Origin of the sequence: Allobacillus saliphilus (genome assembly GCF_018138385.1) — a bacterium.
GTDB classification, from domain to species: domain Bacteria; phylum Bacillota; class Bacilli; order Bacillales; family Alkalibacillaceae; genus Allobacillus; species Allobacillus saliphilus.
Genome location: NZ_JAGSIE010000027.1, coordinates 1 through 16,467, shown reverse-complemented (window position 1 = coordinate 16,467; position 16,467 = coordinate 1). Strand labels below are relative to the sequence as shown.

18 protein-coding genes are annotated in these 16,467 nt (G+C 37.1%); all 18 read right to left on the bottom strand.

The features are described 5' to 3' along the window. Positions 1 to 14 precede the first annotated feature (14 nt). Positions 15 to 1,478: an IMP dehydrogenase gene (guaB, locus tag KC820_RS09335; protein WP_212370459.1), complete on the bottom strand. Its 1,464-nt coding sequence runs from the start codon at positions 1,476 to 1,478 to the stop codon at positions 15 to 17. 102 nt (positions 1,479 to 1,580) lie between these two features. Beyond that, on the bottom strand, positions 1,581 to 2,690 hold the full coding sequence (locus KC820_RS09330; RefSeq protein WP_212370458.1) for a Nif3-like dinuclear metal center hexameric protein: 1,110 nt from the start codon (positions 2,688 to 2,690) through the stop codon (positions 1,581 to 1,583). After that, complete coding sequence (locus tag KC820_RS09325; RefSeq protein ID WP_212370454.1) at positions 2,687 to 3,382, bottom strand: tRNA (adenine(22)-N(1))-methyltransferase; 696 nt, start codon at positions 3,380 to 3,382, stop codon at positions 2,687 to 2,689. The genes KC820_RS09330 and KC820_RS09325 overlap by 4 nt, the downstream gene beginning before the upstream one ends. A 69-nt stretch (positions 3,383 to 3,451) precedes the next feature. Continuing rightward, a complete protein-coding gene (gene cccA / locus KC820_RS09320) occupies positions 3,452 to 3,811 on the bottom strand; it encodes a cytochrome c550 (RefSeq protein WP_212370450.1) in 360 nt (119 codons plus the stop codon). 106 nt (positions 3,812 to 3,917) lie between these two features. Then, complete coding sequence (locus KC820_RS09315) at positions 3,918 to 4,457, bottom strand: hypothetical protein (protein ID WP_212370448.1); 540 nt, start codon at positions 4,455 to 4,457, stop codon at positions 3,918 to 3,920. A 19-nt stretch (positions 4,458 to 4,476) separates the two neighbouring features. Then, positions 4,477 to 5,580: an RNA polymerase sigma factor RpoD gene (gene rpoD, locus KC820_RS09310; RefSeq protein ID WP_144087492.1), complete on the bottom strand. Its 1,104-nt coding sequence runs from the start codon at positions 5,578 to 5,580 to the stop codon at positions 4,477 to 4,479. Positions 5,581 to 5,603: 23 nt separating this feature from the next. After that, positions 5,604 to 7,451, bottom strand: coding sequence for a DNA primase (gene dnaG, locus KC820_RS09305; RefSeq protein ID WP_236782600.1), 1,848 nt, complete (start codon positions 7,449 to 7,451; stop codon positions 5,604 to 5,606). A gap of 392 nt (positions 7,452 to 7,843) precedes the next feature. Beyond that, positions 7,844 to 8,659 carry a pyruvate, water dikinase regulatory protein gene (locus KC820_RS09300; RefSeq protein ID WP_212370445.1) on the bottom strand — a complete coding sequence of 272 codons (816 nt, stop codon included), beginning with the start codon at positions 8,657 to 8,659 and terminating at the stop codon, positions 7,844 to 7,846. 15 nt (positions 8,660 to 8,674) lie between these two features. Continuing rightward, on the bottom strand, positions 8,675 to 9,298 hold the full coding sequence (locus KC820_RS09295) for a transcriptional regulator CcpN (protein WP_144087495.1): 624 nt from the start codon (positions 9,296 to 9,298) through the stop codon (positions 8,675 to 8,677). Positions 9,299 to 9,409: 111 nt separating this feature from the next. Beyond that, complete coding sequence (gene recO / locus KC820_RS09290) at positions 9,410 to 10,159, bottom strand: DNA repair protein RecO (protein WP_144087496.1); 750 nt, start codon at positions 10,157 to 10,159, stop codon at positions 9,410 to 9,412. A 27-nt stretch (positions 10,160 to 10,186) separates the two neighbouring features. Next, positions 10,187 to 10,330: a YqzL family protein gene (locus tag KC820_RS09285; RefSeq protein ID WP_144087497.1), complete on the bottom strand. Its 144-nt coding sequence runs from the start codon at positions 10,328 to 10,330 to the stop codon at positions 10,187 to 10,189. Positions 10,331 to 10,438: 108 nt separating this feature from the next. Continuing rightward, on the bottom strand, positions 10,439 to 11,350 hold the full coding sequence (gene era / locus KC820_RS09280; RefSeq protein ID WP_144087498.1) for a GTPase Era: 912 nt from the start codon (positions 11,348 to 11,350) through the stop codon (positions 10,439 to 10,441). A 258-nt stretch (positions 11,351 to 11,608) separates the two neighbouring features. Further along, positions 11,609 to 11,980 carry a diacylglycerol kinase family protein gene (locus KC820_RS09275; protein ID WP_144087499.1) on the bottom strand — a complete coding sequence of 124 codons (372 nt, stop codon included), beginning with the start codon at positions 11,978 to 11,980 and terminating at the stop codon, positions 11,609 to 11,611. After that, positions 11,970 to 12,443 carry an rRNA maturation RNase YbeY gene (gene ybeY, locus KC820_RS09270; protein WP_144087500.1) on the bottom strand — a complete coding sequence of 158 codons (474 nt, stop codon included), beginning with the start codon at positions 12,441 to 12,443 and terminating at the stop codon, positions 11,970 to 11,972. Before ybeY ends, KC820_RS09275 begins: the two co-directional genes overlap by 11 nt. Continuing rightward, positions 12,440 to 13,900 carry an HD family phosphohydrolase gene (locus tag KC820_RS09265; RefSeq protein WP_212370442.1) on the bottom strand — a complete coding sequence of 487 codons (1,461 nt, stop codon included), beginning with the start codon at positions 13,898 to 13,900 and terminating at the stop codon, positions 12,440 to 12,442. The genes ybeY and KC820_RS09265 overlap by 4 nt, the downstream gene beginning before the upstream one ends. Before the next feature lie 27 nt (positions 13,901 to 13,927). After that, positions 13,928 to 14,881 carry a PhoH family protein gene (locus KC820_RS09260; protein WP_144087502.1) on the bottom strand — a complete coding sequence of 318 codons (954 nt, stop codon included), beginning with the start codon at positions 14,879 to 14,881 and terminating at the stop codon, positions 13,928 to 13,930. Between the two features lie 3 nt (positions 14,882 to 14,884). Further along, a complete protein-coding gene (gene yqfD, locus KC820_RS09255; RefSeq protein WP_281281182.1) occupies positions 14,885 to 16,021 on the bottom strand; it encodes a sporulation protein YqfD in 1,137 nt (378 codons plus the stop codon). Between the two features lie 36 nt (positions 16,022 to 16,057). Continuing rightward, entirely contained in the window at positions 16,058 to 16,336 is a 279-nt protein-coding gene (gene yqfC, locus KC820_RS09250) for a sporulation protein YqfC (RefSeq protein ID WP_212370440.1), read from the bottom strand. Between the last annotated feature and the right edge of the window lie 131 nt (positions 16,337 to 16,467).

Genomic DNA, 16,467 nt, shown 5'->3' with positions numbered 1-16,467 from the left:
GCTATTTTGATTCGTTACATTGAGTAATTCGGTGCTTCTTTTGTAATTTGCACATCATGTGGATGGCTTTCTCTCAACCCTGCATTCGTGATTTGAACAAACTGTGAATCCTCACGAAGTGCTTCTAAATCTTTTGTTCCACAGTAACCCATTCCTGATCGCAAGCCACCAACCAATTGATAAAGAGTGTCTGCAATAGGGCCTTTATAAGGAACACGCCCTTCGATTCCTTCTGGAACAAATTTTTTCGATTCACTTTGGAAATAACGGTCCTTACTTCCTCTCTCCATGGAAGTAACAGAACCCATTCCACGATAAACTTTATATTGTCTTCCTTGAAAAACTTCTATATCACCAGGACTCTCCGTAGTACCCGCAAACATACTTCCAAGCATAACAGCATGTCCACCGGCAGCAATAGCTTTAACAACTTCTCCTGAATATTTAATGCCACCATCCGCAATAATGCTGACACCATGTTTTCTAGCTTCAGTAGCACAATCATAAATGGCTGTAACTTGTGGAACACCTACTCCGGCTACAACTCGTGTTGTACAAATGGATCCAGGACCAATTCCAACTTTCACAACATCGGCTCCAGCATCGATTAATGCCTTCGTCCCCTCTTTTGTCGCTACATTCCCAGCAATTAAGTTCATTTGTGGGTATGTTTCTCTTAATTTTTTTATGGCATTTAATACACCTTGTGAATGACCATGTGCTGTGTCGATGACTAGCGCATCAACTCCTGCTTCTACGAGCTTCTCTGAACGAACAAGCACATCACCTGTTACGCCAATGGCTGCAGCTACCAATAATCTTCCTTGACGATCCACTGCAGAATTTGGATATTCAATCACTTTCTCGATATCCTTAATCGTAATAAGACCTTTTAACACACCGTTCTCATCGACTAAAGGAAGCTTCTCCACTTTATGTTTCTGGAGCACTTTTTCCGCTTGTTCCAATGTCGTATCAACAGGTGCAGTAATCAGTTGCTCTTTTGTCATAACCTCGTCAATAGGTAATGAGTAATCTTCAACAAAACGAAGATCTCGGTTCGTGATAATACCGATCAGTTTTTGTTCTGATTCATTGTTGACGATTGGAACACCCGAAATTCTATATTTACCCATCAAGTGTTCAGCATCATAAACTTGGTTCTCAGGAAGAAGGAAAAATGGATTTGTAATAACACCTCTTTCTGAACGTTTCACTTTGTCCACTTGCTCTGCCTGTTCTTCAATCGACATATTTTTATGGATGACACCAAGTCCACCTTGTCTAGCCATAGCGATTGCCATGCCTGATTCAGTTACTGTATCCATTCCTGCACTCATAATGGGTATCTTCAAATTCAGCGTATCTGTCAAAGATACCTCTACTTTAACATCACTCGGTAAAACGGTAGATTCTTGTGGCAGCAATAAAACATCATCAAACGTAAAGCCTTTTTTTTCGAACTTGTTTTCCCACATATGTGTCGACCCCTTTACGAAAATATTATTAAAAGACTATCAATGTAATTTTGCATTGTCAACACACCAAAAAAATGTTCAATTAATCAAAATATACTGACATTAGTCGTTCGTTAGAAAAGTAAATGGTTCTGTTTTGTGTGCTGATATGTTGAACTGTACCGCTGGCATTTTTTCAATTAATCTTTGTTGTAAGCCTACTTTCATTATCTGTTCAATATGATGCCCTGGATCAATCATCGCAAGCCCCATCCCTAAAGCATCATGAGCGGTGTGGAAATATACATCACCTGTAATCAGCACATCTGCACCCATTTGTTTTGCTTTAGCGATATATTTATTGCCATCGCCTCCAATGACTGCAACCGTGCGAATCCGTTTATCTTCTTTACCGACAAAGCGCAAGTTCGGAACATCGTATGCTTTCTTTACAAGTTGTGCCAACTCTTGAAGTTGCATTGGTTCGGATAATTTGGCAATCCGTCCCAATCCGTAAGCTTCGCCTTGAACTTGTAGTGGATAAACATCATACGCCATCTCTTCATATGGATGTGCTTGTTTAGCTAGCTCAATAGTCCGTTTTAAAATTCCTTCTGGCACAATTGTATCCATGCGATACTCTTCTACTCGCTCTAATTCATTTTCACTCCCGATATATGGATCGGCTCCTTCTTGCGGTTTAAACGTACCCATTCCTTCTAGATTAAATGTGCAATGACTATAGTTTCCGATAAACCCAGCTCCGGCATCAGCAAATGCTTGACGTATTTCATTTTCATGCGTCTTTGGCACGTGAATGACGAGCTTATATAACTTTTCTTCTGTTGTTTTGACGAGCACATCTGTATCTGTTAATCCTAGTTTTTCCATCAATAAATCATTTACGCCACCACGCGCAATGTCTAAATTGGTATGTGCAACGAAAAGAGAGATGTTATGCGTCATTAATTTCTTCGTAATTCTACCTTTTTCACTATCCCAATTGATCGCTTGAAATGGTTTAAAAATAAACGGGTGATGAGCGATAATAAGGTCGATTTCATTTTCAATCGCTTCATCAACGACACTTTCAAGAACATCCAATGTAACCATTACTCGATTGGCATCACTATTTGGACTACCGATTTGAAGACCAATCCGATCACCTTCAAACGCTAAGCTTTTTGGCGCAATCTCCTCCATGGCATTCATTACGTCAATTACTTTTGTCATTGTAATTCCTCCTTGATCCATGATTTTTGTTGTTCGAAAAGATTGATTTTATTTTGGTCTGGGTTTTTCGCTTGCTTTATTTGTTCGATAATTTTTTGTTTCTTTTCAAGAACATGCTGCCATTTCTCTTTAAAAGCTGAATTTTTTTCTTTCATGAGAAATGGTCCTAAATATATTTCTTTATCTGTTAATTGCTGAGCTTGGTCACTTTTCTCCAAGACAAGAACTTCATAAATATATCCCTCATCATTAATGATTCGTTCGGCTATTAGTTGATACCCATAGTTTAACGAAAACTCTCTAATGGAAGAAGCATCGATATTCGGTTGAAGGATCAGTCGAGTCACTCCTTCCAATTTTTCCGGATGATTCTCAAGAATGGAACGAATGAGTGACCCGCCCATTCCCGCTATGACAATCGTGTCCACTTCATTTGGTTCGATCACCTCTAAACCATTGCCTAACCGGACATCAATCCGATCTTGTAGATTCATTTTGTTTACTTGTGATTGAGCAGATTCATACGGTCCGCGATTAACCTCACATGCAATTGCTTGAACATGAGGTCGTTCTAAACAAACAGCGCACGGCAAATAAGCGTGATCCGAACCAATATCAGCAAACTTCCTTACATCTTCAGGTAAAAATTCGATAACTTGTTTCAGTCGATTTGATAATTCCACAGCTCTCATACCTTCCTGTATTAAAAAATCCAGAAACAAAAGAATTTTCTTTTGTTTCCGGATTCAAAGATTTAAATCTTATTTACCTGCTCCATCCACTAACCATTCAGCAAGTTTTTCCGCATTGCTTTGGTCAAGGTTAATCGCTGGCATTTGACCTTTACCGTTTTTAATAATTTCTACGATTTCACTTGCATCGTAGCTATCGCCAACGTCAGTCAAAGCAGGTCCCATTCCACCTTCTAACTCACCGCCGTGACAGGACATGCAATTTTGACTATAAATATCTTCTGGAGCTAGATCAGTTTGTTCTGCACTGTCTTCCCCTTCACCTTCTGCGTTGTTCATTTGTGCCATACCGACACCACCCATAATAATCATCGCTAAAATTCCAATAATACCAATTACATAATAAGGTGCTGCTGCGTTTCTTTTCATGACATATAGACCTCCTTCAGTTGTATCTATGTAGTATTCTTCGTTTACAAAGCTATATCTATTTTACTCGAAATGTGTTCAAGAGAAAAGAGATAAATGTGAAGATTTATATAACAATCAAAGCAAAAAACAATAAAATGCCAATGAATCCAGATATAACCAAATAATATACTTTGTTAGCCCAACCAAAAGCAATCCAGATTAAACCTTGTATTACAATTAGTAAATTCAACCAAAATCCACTGCCCAACCATTCATGTACGATTAATGTAGATCCAACGAGCATGGTGATAAAAAACAACACGATAACAACGTGTGTAAAAATGGATTGAATTTTATTAAAAAAATACCAATGTATTCCGAGAATGAAAATAAAGGTTGAAAAAACAATAAACTGAGCAAGGATTTGATCTGATAAATGAGAAGCAATGACAATGTATGCAGGAAGAAGAAGGAAAAGGAAAACTAAATCAAGACCAATGAACAGTTGTCGCTTCATTGATGCGTTTGACTTTGAGTCCTCTTCTACCCCTTCCCCATAGGTATACAATGCCAACAGAAAATTACAATACTTTTCTGGTAGTAGCTGATTTTGTTTCCAGCTTGTAATTTCATCAATAATTATTTTGTTTTTATCCTTTTTCATCCCAAGCCTCCAAAAAGACTTATTCTAAGAAATCTTTCAATCGCTTACTTCGGCTTGGATGTCTTAATTTACGTAATGCTTTCGCTTCAATTTGACGAATTCTTTCTCTTGTTACGCCAAATACTTTTCCGACCTCTTCAAGTGTTCGTGTTCTGCCATCATCTAATCCAAAACGAAGTCGTAACACGTTCTCTTCTCGGTCTGTCAACGTATCGAGGACGTCTTCAAGCTGCTCCTTAAGAAGTTCATAAGCCGCATGGTCGGAAGGTGAAGTTGCTTCTTGATCTTCGATGAAATCACCTAAGTGAGAATCATCTTCTTCTCCAATCGGAGTTTCCAAAGAAACAGGTTCTTGTGCAATCTTCAAGATTTCACGCACTTTATCTGGAGTAAACTCCATTTCTTCAGCAATTTCTTCCGGAGTTGGCTCGCGACCTAAATCTTGGAGCAATTGTCTTTGTACACGAATCAACTTATTGATTGTTTCGACCATGTGTACAGGAATTCTAATTGTTCTCGCTTGGTCAGCAATTGCACGTGTAATCGCTTGGCGGATCCACCAAGTTGCATACGTACTGAATTTAAACCCTTTACGATAATCAAATTTTTCTACTGCTTTGATCAAGCCCATGTTTCCTTCTTGAATTAAATCCAAGAATAACATTCCACGACCAACATAACGTTTCGCAATACTTACAACTAAACGCAAGTTCGCTTCTGCCAAGCGTCTTTTTGCTTCCTCATCGCCTTGTTCAATCCGTTCTGCTAATTCAATCTCATCTTTAGCAGTCAATAGATCGACACGGCCGATTTCTTTCAAATACATACGGACAGGGTCATTAATTTTCACCCCTGGTGGCACGCTTAAATCATTTAAATCAAATTCTTCTTCTTTCGAAATCTTCTGCATGCTCGGATCGTCTTCACTTTCACCGATAAGGTCGATTCCTTGTTCAGCAAGTGTTTCGTAAAACTCATCCATCTGTTCGGAATCCAATTCAAAGTGACCTAATTTATCCGCAATCTCTTCGTATACGAGAACTCCACGTTTTTTTCCGATTTCCAGCAGTTGGTCCTTAGATTGTTCCAGTGTTAATTCTTGATCTATTGGCTTTTCAGCCATGAAAACCCCTCCTTCCAAACTGACTACGTTAGCTTGGATATATTACTTTTCTTCCTCAATTCGAGCATTTTCATACCTATTCGGGCTGCTGACTTTGGATCATTCTCTCTCTCTGCTTGCTTCAACATGATTTCCAATGCTCGAATTTCTTGATCTATATCACTTTCTTTTTCGATTGCAAGAAAGTAATCTTCTAGTTCGTTTTGTTCCAAATCATCATTGATTTCTTTTAATGAAATCTCAATCGCTAGTTGTTTATATTGTTCTTCGGGTAACCGTTCAACAAATTGACTAACGTTCGGTTCATTGCCTTCTTCATAATAAGCGTATAGATAGGTGACAAGAACTTGATGCTCTTGAATATTGAATGCTGAACCTAATCGCTGTTGAACCGTTTCTGCAAAATCTGCATCCCTTAACATATGGGCAATAAGATTTCTTTCTGCCGTATGATGTGCTGCGTATAACTTTTCATTTTTCCTAGGCATTCCTGTTTGAACGTTTGTTCCACCACGTTTATCTTTAACCTTCACGGATTTCTTTATTCTGGAAGTTCGTTTCTCGATTTCATCCATTAATGTTTCACGATTTAAATGGAATGTATCTTCAAGTTCTTTTAAGTGAAAATCTCGTTCAACAGGATACTCACTCGTTGCGATTATGTCCAAAGCTTTTTCAATATATGCAATACGGTCATGATCAAGATTTAAATTATAATCTTTTTTATAGTATTCCAATGCGAAAGCAATATAAGTTTGAGCTGGTTGAAGAACTTTCTGTTTAAAGTATTCTCCACCATATCGATCAATATATTCGTCAGGATCTTGCCGTTCTGGAATATGGGCGACTCGAACTTCTAAACCTGCTTGACGTAAAATGTTCGCAGACTTGAAGCTAGCGTTTCTACCCGCATCATCTCCATCGAAACAGATGACTGCCTGTTTGACATATCGTTTTAATGTTTTTGCGTGAGTTTCAGATAAACTCGTACCCAACGTAGCTACCGCATTATAGACACCAGCTTGATATGCTTTGATGACATCCATATAACCTTCGAAAAGAATAACTTCTTTCTCTTTTTGAAAATGTTTTCTCGCTAAATGAAAATTGTATAAAACTCTTCCTTTATGGAAAAGCTTGGATTCAGGACTATTTAAATATTTAGGTTCTTGGTGTTCTTTAAAAGCTCGTCCGCCAAAAGCGATAATCTTACCTTGGTGGTTTTTAATCGGAAAGATAACACGATCTTTAAAACGATCATAATAACTTCCTTGATTTGTTGATTGTACAAGTCCGTAATCCGCTAATTGTTCCAGTTCATAACCTTTTCCTTTTAGAAAAGCGGCTAAAAATTCATTGCGATCCGGAGAGTAGCCTAATTGAAACTCTTCGATAGTGTCAGGCTCAAATCCTCTTTTTTTCAAATAATTTAAGCCAGCCTTCCCATCAGCAGTATGCTTGAGTACATGATGAAACAATTTGGCTGACCAGTCATATGCTTGCAGAACACCTTCTTGCTCTTCAGAGTAATAGGATTCTTGTGGTTGGATTAACCACTCACCAGAAATCTCTTCTCCACTTTTGCGAGCTAAAAGTTGAATGGCTTCTGTAAAATGAATGGACTCAATTTCCATTAAAAAACGGAGTGCATTGCCTCCTTTTCCACAACCAAAACAGTGAAAAATCTGTTTCTCTTGTGAAACAGAAAATGATGGCGTGTTTTCTCCGTGAAACGGACAGAGACCAAAAAAGTTTCTTCCTTTCTTAGTCAATTGGATATATTCACTAATTACATCGACGATATCACTAGTAGATAAAAGTCGATCGATCACTTCTTCAGGCACCTTGTTCATTTTTATCACCATATTCATATATCATTCGATAAAAATACCATAAACCCTTCATCAATCGACATTTTTTGTGAAAACTTCGTGAACACCTTAATCAAATGAACTAATTATGTTTCATTTACCTTTTACCCTTCCACACGCAATTAAAAACGTCTCGTCACTTGTAACTAAAGGGGTTGTCTCAATAATTCTATGTACATGAGTTCATTACTATCAAAGTTTTAGTAGGTGGTATGATATTTCTCACAAATATTGATTATAAAACAAATTGAGCGATAATGCTAACTTTTTGCTGAGAAACGTTGAAAGTTAAATTTGGTGTTTGTTTTTACTCACTTTTTTGCCAAAAATTGAAGATAAAAAATGAGAGAGGTCGGGAATTTTCCCAACCTCGAAGACAATGTTCTTAATTATTAAACTCTGTTGTTATTTTTATGGTAAATTTCTAATATGATATTTGCTGTTTCTTCAACTGCTTTGTTCGAGACATCCACTGTCTCACAACCGATTTTGTCGACGACTTGATCAAAGAACGAATTCTCTTTTTCAATCCGTTCTAACTTTGCATAGTTGGCCGTATCATCAAGGCCAAGTGACTTGAGCCGTTCTTTACGAATATCGTTCAATTTTTTACTGTCGATTCTTAAGCCAATACATTTATTTGGATTAACGTTAAACAGTTCAGCTGGTGGGTCTACCTCAGGTACGATTGGTACATTGGCAACCTTTATTCGTTTATGAGCCAAAAATTGGGATAAAGGCGTTTTCGATGTTCTTGATAAACCAATCAAAACGAGATCAGCTTTTAATATACCCTTTGCATCTCGGCCATCATCATATTTTACAGCAAATTCGACTGCTTCAATTCGTTTATAATAATCTTCATCAAGTTTATGTACTAAACCTGGTTCAAGTTTTGGTTCTATTCCTAAATAATCTTCAAGACGATCTAATAAAGGTCCAAGTAAATCAACTGCAATTACATTATTTTTTTTAGCCATATCCATTAACTGATAACGAAGTTCAGGTTTCACGAGTGTGAATGCAATCATTCCATTATTTTCTTTAGCTAATGCCACTGCTTCGCCAAGTGTTCCTTCGTCATGAACGTATGGAATCCGCTGAATTTTATCTTCATGACCGTTAAACTGACTTAACGCAGCTTTTGCTAACAGTTCAGCTGTTTCACCAACTGAATCGGATAAAACATAAAATTTAAACGGGTTCATAGGCTCCCTCCTTTTTTAATCTTCTTTTACCAATTCGACGAATGCACGAGTAATATTCGTTTTTGTCACTCGACCGATTACTTCCAACCCTTCGTCCTTTTCCTGAACAACGGGTAAAGCATCTATTTGATTTTCAATTAATTTATTGGCCGTATCAATCAGCAAATCTTCTTTTTTGCATACTTTAATCATCGGCATTCTCGTCATGATAATATGTACAGGGACTTCCTGTAAACTTTGTTGCCCAAGACTAGCGCGAAGTAAATCTTTTCTTGATAAAACACCTTGTAAATGAGAGTGCTCATCGACGACAAATAGAGTTCCAACGTCTTCTAAAAACATCGTTGTAATTGCATCATACACGTTGACATGTTCATTGACCACAACTGGAACTGAAAAATGTTCACTGACCTTCATTTTTTTGATGTTATGTGTCAACAATTCGTTACTCGTTTTACCTGTATAAAAATACCCGACACGTGGTCTGGCATCTAAAAAACCTGCCATCGTCAATATTGCTAGATCAGGACGTAATGTAGCACGTGTTAATTTTAATCGATCGGCAATATGTTCACCAGTAATCGGACCGTTCTCTTTAACGATTGAAACAATCTCTTCTTGACGGGCGGAAAGTTCCATTCCATTCACCACCTAACATTCGAATACGTTATACTTTTTAGTATTCATTATATCCGATTGGAGCATAAATTAAAATAAAGGATGACTCATTGTACGAAATTTGTCACCCTTTTACTCTTCTAATAAATGGATTTGATCTAAAAATCGTTTACTCTTGATGAACATTCCGCCATAACGATCATAATAATCATCGAGTAATTTTCGTAACCATTGAATGGTTTCTTTTCTCAGCTGAATATTGCGTATTCGCTTGACACTCGTTTCACTCATCGCTAGTAGCAGTTTATGCATGGATGTCGGTAGAGGCACAGCATCCGATGCTCTATATTGACATTGTTTACAGAGAGCACCACCTTCCGTCACTGAAAAAGCAACGATTGGTTCTTCAATATGACCATTGACACATTCTTTTAAAATCGGAGCAAAGCCGCCGATCTGGTATAGTTTCATTTCAAGCATCATCGCAATGATTGCTGGTGGATTTTCATCTTCTGCCATTTTTTCTAAACTGGCTAAAAGTTCTTGAAATAATAACTCATACTTCTCTCGTTCATTCATCATTTTAGATACCAGTTCAGCTATGTATGTTGCGTAACCGGTTTTAATAATATCTTCTCGGATTTTTCTCATACTATCCAATACCTCTGCTTGTTGGATTGTACCCAACCCACTAGAAAGGCGCATGACAAAAATACCATAGATAAATGGCTGCGTTACCGCAGCCATTCGACTTTTTGACTTTTTAGCACCTCTAGCGACTCCACTGATGAGCCCATATTCGCGTGTAAACAAGGTGACTATTTTATTTGTTTCACCATAATCTTTCGTTCTAAGGACAATGCCTTCTACTTTTTCAAACATTTCAATCCCTAACTTTCAATGAATCCTTTATTTCGTTTCAATCTGTGTGCTAGGTGTTATTTGTTCCAATTCGTCATCTGGTTCTTCATTCACTTCTTCAACTTGTTTCATTAACAAATAAGCTTCAAGGTTCCCTGTCTTTTCAAATAATTTCCATGGCAATTCACTCATCTTTTTCCTCCACCTTTCAGTTAATTTGAACTGAAAAATTGATTCATTGTTATTTTCTCCGGTTTTGGTTAGTTCATAAGTTTAAATAATTACCATTTCAGCAATTGCTTAGTATTCGTCTTGACGATAACCATACTCTCGTAGTTGTGAAGAACGGTTACGCCAATCTTTTTGAACTTTTACCCAAAGTTCCATGAATACTTTTGAGCCAAGCAAAGTTTCAATATCTTTTCTTGCCTCTGTGCCGATTTGTTTTAACATATTCCCTTGTTTTCCAATAATAATCCCTTTTTGTGATTTTCTTTCTACAATCACGGTTGCTTGTACATCGATGATCTCTTTGTTCTCCTGTTTCTTAATGGATTCAATAATCACTGCAACTGAATGTGGTATTTCTTCTCTTGTGTGATGAAGTACCTTCTCTCTAATCAATTCACTTATGATAAATCGCTCTGGGTGGTCTGTAACATGATCTTCTGGATAATATTGTGGACCTTCTGGTAACTGATCAACCAATACTTCCAGTAATCTCTCAACGTTATTTCCATGTAGAGCAGAAATGGGTACAACTTCAGCAAATTGAAGCTTTTCTCGGTATTGGTCAATTAAAGGTAGTAGCTCATCTGGATGAACTTCATCAATTTTGTTGATAACAAGTAAAACAGGCTGCGAGATGTTTTTTAACTTCTCAATGATAAACTCATCGCCTTTTCCATAGCCTTCTTTTGCATTGACCATGAACATGATTGCATCTACTTCATTTAGTGTGTCTATCGATGACTTAACCATGAAGTCACCAAGTCGGTGTTTCGGTTTATGAATGCCGGGTGTATCAATGAATATCATTTGATACGAATCTGTTGTTAAGACACCTTGAATTTTGTTCCGTGTTGTTTGTGGCTTATCACTCATAATTGCAACCTTCTGACCGATCACATGATTCATGAATGTAGATTTTCCAACGTTAGGTCGACCGATGATTGCGATAAATCCTGAATGATAATTTTCTGTTGATTGCATATTTATTACACCTACTTGTATTCTGTTAATGGTATTTTACTACATCTGCATTAAAATTTCACAACATCGACAAAGATAGTTGAAAATAGACAAAGCCAATGTGGTTTTATTGAATTTTACCCAAAATGTGAGCAATTAAATCTTTTTAGTACATGATTTTAATTTAGCGTATACATCTTTACGATTTATTTAGATATCAATATAGTAACCCCCAGTTAAGAACTTCTAATCTGTTCGCTAACTGGGGGAATTGTATTACTAATTTAAAATATAAATTACTTTTGGCAGAAATATAATTACTCCTACTATAGCAGCAAAAATTGCGGCAACCAGGACAGCTGCTGCACTGATGTCTTTAATATTTTTAGCTGTTTCATGCTCTTCTTTAAACAACTCATCCGTAAGCAGCTCAATGACAGTGTTCACTAATTCAAGTGCCAAAACGAAGCCAATGGCTAACATGACAAACAGCCATTCCAAAACGGATATATGGAAGAGAATGCCTGATAAGATTACGACAATCATTATAATCAAATGAATACGCATGTTAAATTCTGTTTTTAACGCAGTCATTACACCTGTTAGGGCAAACCCCAATCCGATTGGATCTTTACTTCTCTTATTTTTCATGACGCGTTAACCCGAAGTCATCTAGCAGATGATCTTGCCGTTCCATCATTTCCTTTTCTTCTTCTGTCGTCATATGATCATAGCCCAATAAATGCAAGAAGCCATGTACTGCGAGAAAACCTAATTCCCGATCGAATGAATGTCCATATTCTTTTGCTTGCTCTTCGGCTTTTTCTATGGAAATGATAATATCACCGAGATGGCGAGGCAAATCATCTCCTCGGATCTCAATCTCTTCTTCACCGTGCTCTTCTAGCGCAAAAGAAATGACATCAGTCGGCTGGTCTTTGTCACGGTATTGCTTATTAATTTCTTGAATAGTTTCATTGTCGACAATCGTTACCGATAATTCAGCATCGTTGCCGATTTCTTCTTTTTCTCGTGCGTAATCAAGTAACTTTTCCAATAATTCGAGTTGACTCTGATTAAGCTGATTTGTTTCATCATTAATGTCAATAATCATGAATGTACCTCCTTAACTTGTTTTTCTTGGGTGGATTCGGATGGATAATCAATCCGTTCGTGAAAAACACCGCTTAACACATTACATATCGAGTTTTCAATAATTTTCAAGTCACTTAAGGCTAGTTGACTGTCATTTAACTGCTCGTCCATTAATCGTTGATTGATAATTGACCTGACTAGCTTTCTGATTTCTTGCTTTGTTGGACTTTTTTTCGAACGGACTGCCGCTTCAACTGAATCACAAATATTGATAATGGCAGCTTCCTTTGTTTGCGGTATTGGACCTTTATAGCGAAATGCAGTTTCTTCCACCTCAGATGTTTCCTTCTTTTTCTTATGATAAAAATAGCCAAGCAATGTTGTGCCATGGTGTTGTTCTGTAATCTCAATGATTTCTTCCGGCAATTTATATTGCCTCAATATTTTTGCCCCTTCATAAGGATGAGCCAAAATAATTTCTGCACTCTCTTCTGGTGAAAGATCATCATGTGGATTATCCATATTTTGTTGATTTTCTATAAAACAATGTGGCCGCAGAGCTTTTCCGACATCATGATAATATGCAGCGACTCTTGCCAATAAACCATTTGCACCTATCGCTTCACATGCAGACTCGCTCAAGTTAGCGACCATTACACTATGGTGATAGGTTCCTGGCGCTTCAATTAAAATTTTTTTCAATAATGGATGGTTAGGGTTAGATAAATTCAACAGCTTTGACTCAGTCAATAGGTTGAGAGCTGCTTCGAATAACGGTAGTAACCCTAATGCTAGGACGATTGATATTAACACAGAAAACGCGGCAAATAATAACGATAGAAATAAGTTCAGTGTAAAAATCTCTGTTTCAACCGGAATGACGAATGCAATGACCAACAACCAATGGGTAAACAATAATACCGCTGAGTTTTTAATCAATGAGATACGTTCAGTTAATGAACCTAGAAAATAAATGGCAACCATTTGAGAAAGTTGATAATAAAGAAAAGTAATCACAAAAGAATCTGTAAAATTGTCATGAAAAATGCTTGCTGTAATTAATGCCATCCAAACAGTTGAGATAATGGCAATTCGTTCGCCAACTAATCGTTTCATTAAAATCGCATAAGCAGCTACTGGTGCTATATAAAACAGCATTTCATGTTCAGGACCAAACACATTGCTCGCCAATATTAAAAAATACATACCTAAATTCAACACAACGAAAGAGACCGCCATATTTTTAGAACGATTGTTAAAGTTTCGAAGTTCTGTATACGTTAGAATGAATATAAAAATGGAAATGACACTCATAACAGCAGTTAACTGAACTGATTTATCACCTTGCAAGTATTGAATCAATAAAACAATAACAAAAACGGCAGGCAAACTGATGCTACAGATGACTGCCGAAAAATCCGATAATTGTTGCTTGTTTGATTGATTAAAATGAGTTGCCTTCTCGTTTAGGCCCATTTAAATCCCCACTTTATTTCTATTTATTTAATCTTCATAAGCTTCGATGATTCGCTGTACGAGTGGGTGTCGAACGACATCGGAGCCTTTCAGATAATTAAATGAGATTCCTTTAATGTTTTTTAACTTTTGTTCAGTTACTTTTAATCCTGAAATAACACCTTTTGGAAGGTCAATTTGCGACACATCACCCGTAATCACCATTTTTGAGCCAAACCCTAACCGGGTTAAGAACATCTTCATCTGTTCAGGTGTCGTATTTTGAGCCTCGTCTAATATGACAAATGCATCATCTAGCGTACGACCCCGCATATAAGCAAGTGGGGCAATTTCAATAGTCCCTCGTTCCATCAATCTGTCCGTATGCTCTACGCCAAATATGTCATGCAAGGCGTCGTATAACGGTCGTAAATAAGGATCTACTTTCTCTTTTAAATCTCCTGGCAAGAAACCAAGACTTTCTCCAGCCTCAACAGCTGGACGCGTCAATACCATTCGTTTGACATCGCCTTTTCGTAAAGCTTTTGCTGCTAATACAACAGCCAGATATGTCTTTCCAGTTCCGGCAGGGCCTATTCCAAATACGAGATCATTTTCTTTCATTGACTGAACGTAATCTCGTTGGCCTAATGTCTTGACACGAATCGGCTTACCTTGTTGGTTTTTTGTAATTTCATCTTCAAATAATGTCTCAAATTGCTCGATTTTATCTTGTTTGGCCAATTCAATTCCGTATATAATATCACGCTCTGTAACGTTAATTCCTTTCTTGATGATCTTCATAACAGCCAATAAAAGGCTTTTGACCACTTTGACATCATTTGAGGAACCAGAGATCTGAATTTGACCACCTCTCGTCAAAATTGTAACTGGTAAATATTCTTCGATTTGTTTTATATTTCGATCATTGGTTCCGAATAAACTTAATGTATTTTGATGTTCTTCTATGTGTAGATCAATCGTTTCCTTGCTCTCTTGCATACATCAGTCTCCTTGATCAATGTTTTGTTGAGTGGAAATATCTTCGATTACTTTGACAAACATTTCTAATTTAACTTTATCACTGTCTCGATGTTCGTGCAAAACTTTTTGATACTGAAGTTTCACTTGTTGGCCAAGCTCTCTTTTTAATCGTTCTTCGATTAAGCTTGGCAATTGTTCTTCAATATCATATTCGAGTTCACTTGATTGTTCATCGTAATAGTATTGTTTTGTTAAACTGATTGGCAAAGGCCACTTAAAAAAATAAAAAGGCGTTTTTTCTTCATGAACTAACCGTAACTCATTTTCTTCTTTCCCAATTTGCCGGTCCCCTATTCGTAATTGATAAGTGGTGACCGGATCTGGTATTAGATTTAGCTGTTCTTGTTTCAGGTTAATTGTCAATTGAAGATGATACCATACCTCCGCCAACACCTCACCTTTAGAGGTAGTTGTGACGTCGCCTTCTTCATCCAGTAAACCTGATACTAGAACATCTCCTTTCTTGACGACATCATTTATTTTCACTAAAGGTCTTCCATCAGTTACATACATGGAATGAATCGTACCTGATTTTTCAGCAACCAAATGACTCGGTCTTTCTGTTTGTTCACGTATTTCTTTTTCACTCTCTTCGATCACTATGTAATAGCTCGTACCATGCCTTTGAATGCCGACATACGATATTTCTTCGATTTTATTCATGATTTCCCTTTCTATTGTTGAGATGTTCGCTGTTTGCTGAATCCATTTACCCTCCACAAGACCTAATTCCTTCGTTAAGGCTTGTACCTCAAAACGAGATTCTGCCGTTCCACCCTTAATGGTCACATTCCAAATTAAATTTGATAAACAAAAAATAATCGCAAATCCAATGACGATGCCAATCATTCCAGGAATCCATTTTTTTCGTTGTTCATAAATACGTGGAAAACCACTTTTTTCTTTAAACCGGATTTTACATTGATACTCTTTTCTAAAACGTTTTACAAAACTTACATCCTTATATGAAATTTGAAAAGAGGCCTCCTCGGCAGACGTTCTCCTCAAAGCAGAGATTTGTACGTTCTCTTCAAGCATTCGGTTAATCAGTGATTCGATTTGTTTACCTTCAACATCTACTATTACTGTTCCCTTAATTTTACGACTGTATTTATTAATTGTTCAACTCTCCTTTCATGTAGCTTCTTGGGTCACTGACAGGATTGTCCCTTCAATAACGATTTCATTTTTCATCAAACTTTTAATGACTAAGCTTTTTCCTTCAATCATTATTTGACCACCGTTTTGTTCAACTATAATTTGATGATCTTGAAACTGCTTCAACCCTTTGTGATTCTCTATATATAAATGGACGTGACCGATTAACGTCAATCGTGGATAATCATAGATGACATCATTGGGAAGGTGAGCTTTTTGTGTTAACCATCGATTTATTCGTCTTAGTTTTTTCATCCCAATTTCCCCCTATCATCTCCAATGTATGAATGAAAAGAACGAACTATCACTTACACATAATCGAGTAGGAGGAGGTAGTTAACCTCCGACCTCTCACACCACCGTACGTACGGTTCCGTATACGGCGG

Excerpts from the sequence above, each read along its gene's own strand:
- guaB (WP_212370459.1), bottom strand. The coding sequence starts at position 1,478 with ATGTGGGAAAACAAGTTCGAAAAAAAAGGCTTTACGTTTGATGATGTT.
- KC820_RS09330 (WP_212370458.1), bottom strand. The coding sequence starts at position 2,690 with ATGACAAAAGTAATTGACGTAATGAATGCCATGGAGGAGATTGCGCCA.
- KC820_RS09325 (WP_212370454.1), bottom strand. The coding sequence starts at position 3,382 with ATGAGAGCTGTGGAATTATCAAATCGACTGAAACAAGTTATCGAATTT.
- cccA (WP_212370450.1), bottom strand. The coding sequence starts at position 3,811 with ATGAAAAGAAACGCAGCAGCACCTTATTATGTAATTGGTATTATTGGA.
- KC820_RS09315 (WP_212370448.1), bottom strand. The coding sequence starts at position 4,457 with ATGAAAAAGGATAAAAACAAAATAATTATTGATGAAATTACAAGCTGG.
- rpoD (WP_144087492.1), bottom strand. The coding sequence starts at position 5,580 with ATGGCTGAAAAGCCAATAGATCAAGAATTAACACTGGAACAATCTAAG.
- dnaG (WP_236782600.1), bottom strand. The coding sequence starts at position 7,451 with ATGAATATGGTGATAAAAATGAACAAGGTGCCTGAAGAAGTGATCGAT.
- KC820_RS09300 (WP_212370445.1), bottom strand. The coding sequence starts at position 8,659 with ATGAACCCGTTTAAATTTTATGTTTTATCCGATTCAGTTGGTGAAACA.
- KC820_RS09295 (WP_144087495.1), bottom strand. The coding sequence starts at position 9,298 with ATGGAACTTTCCGCCCGTCAAGAAGAGATTGTTTCAATCGTTAAAGAG.
- recO (WP_144087496.1), bottom strand. The coding sequence starts at position 10,159 with ATGTTTGAAAAAGTAGAAGGCATTGTCCTTAGAACGAAAGATTATGGT.
- KC820_RS09285 (WP_144087497.1), bottom strand. The coding sequence starts at position 10,330 with ATGAGTGAATTGCCATGGAAATTATTTGAAAAGACAGGGAACCTTGAA.
- era (WP_144087498.1), bottom strand. The coding sequence starts at position 11,350 with ATGCAATCAACAGAAAATTATCATTCAGGATTTATCGCAATCATCGGT.
- KC820_RS09275 (WP_144087499.1), bottom strand. The coding sequence starts at position 11,980 with ATGAAAAATAAGAGAAGTAAAGATCCAATCGGATTGGGGTTTGCCCTA.
- ybeY (WP_144087500.1), bottom strand. The coding sequence starts at position 12,443 with ATGATTATTGACATTAATGATGAAACAAATCAGCTTAATCAGAGTCAA.
- KC820_RS09265 (WP_212370442.1), bottom strand. The coding sequence starts at position 13,900 with ATGGGCCTAAACGAGAAGGCAACTCATTTTAATCAATCAAACAAGCAA.
- KC820_RS09260 (WP_144087502.1), bottom strand. The coding sequence starts at position 14,881 with ATGCAAGAGAGCAAGGAAACGATTGATCTACACATAGAAGAACATCAA.
- yqfC (WP_212370440.1), bottom strand. The coding sequence starts at position 16,336 with ATGAAAAAACTAAGACGAATAAATCGATGGTTAACACAAAAAGCTCAC.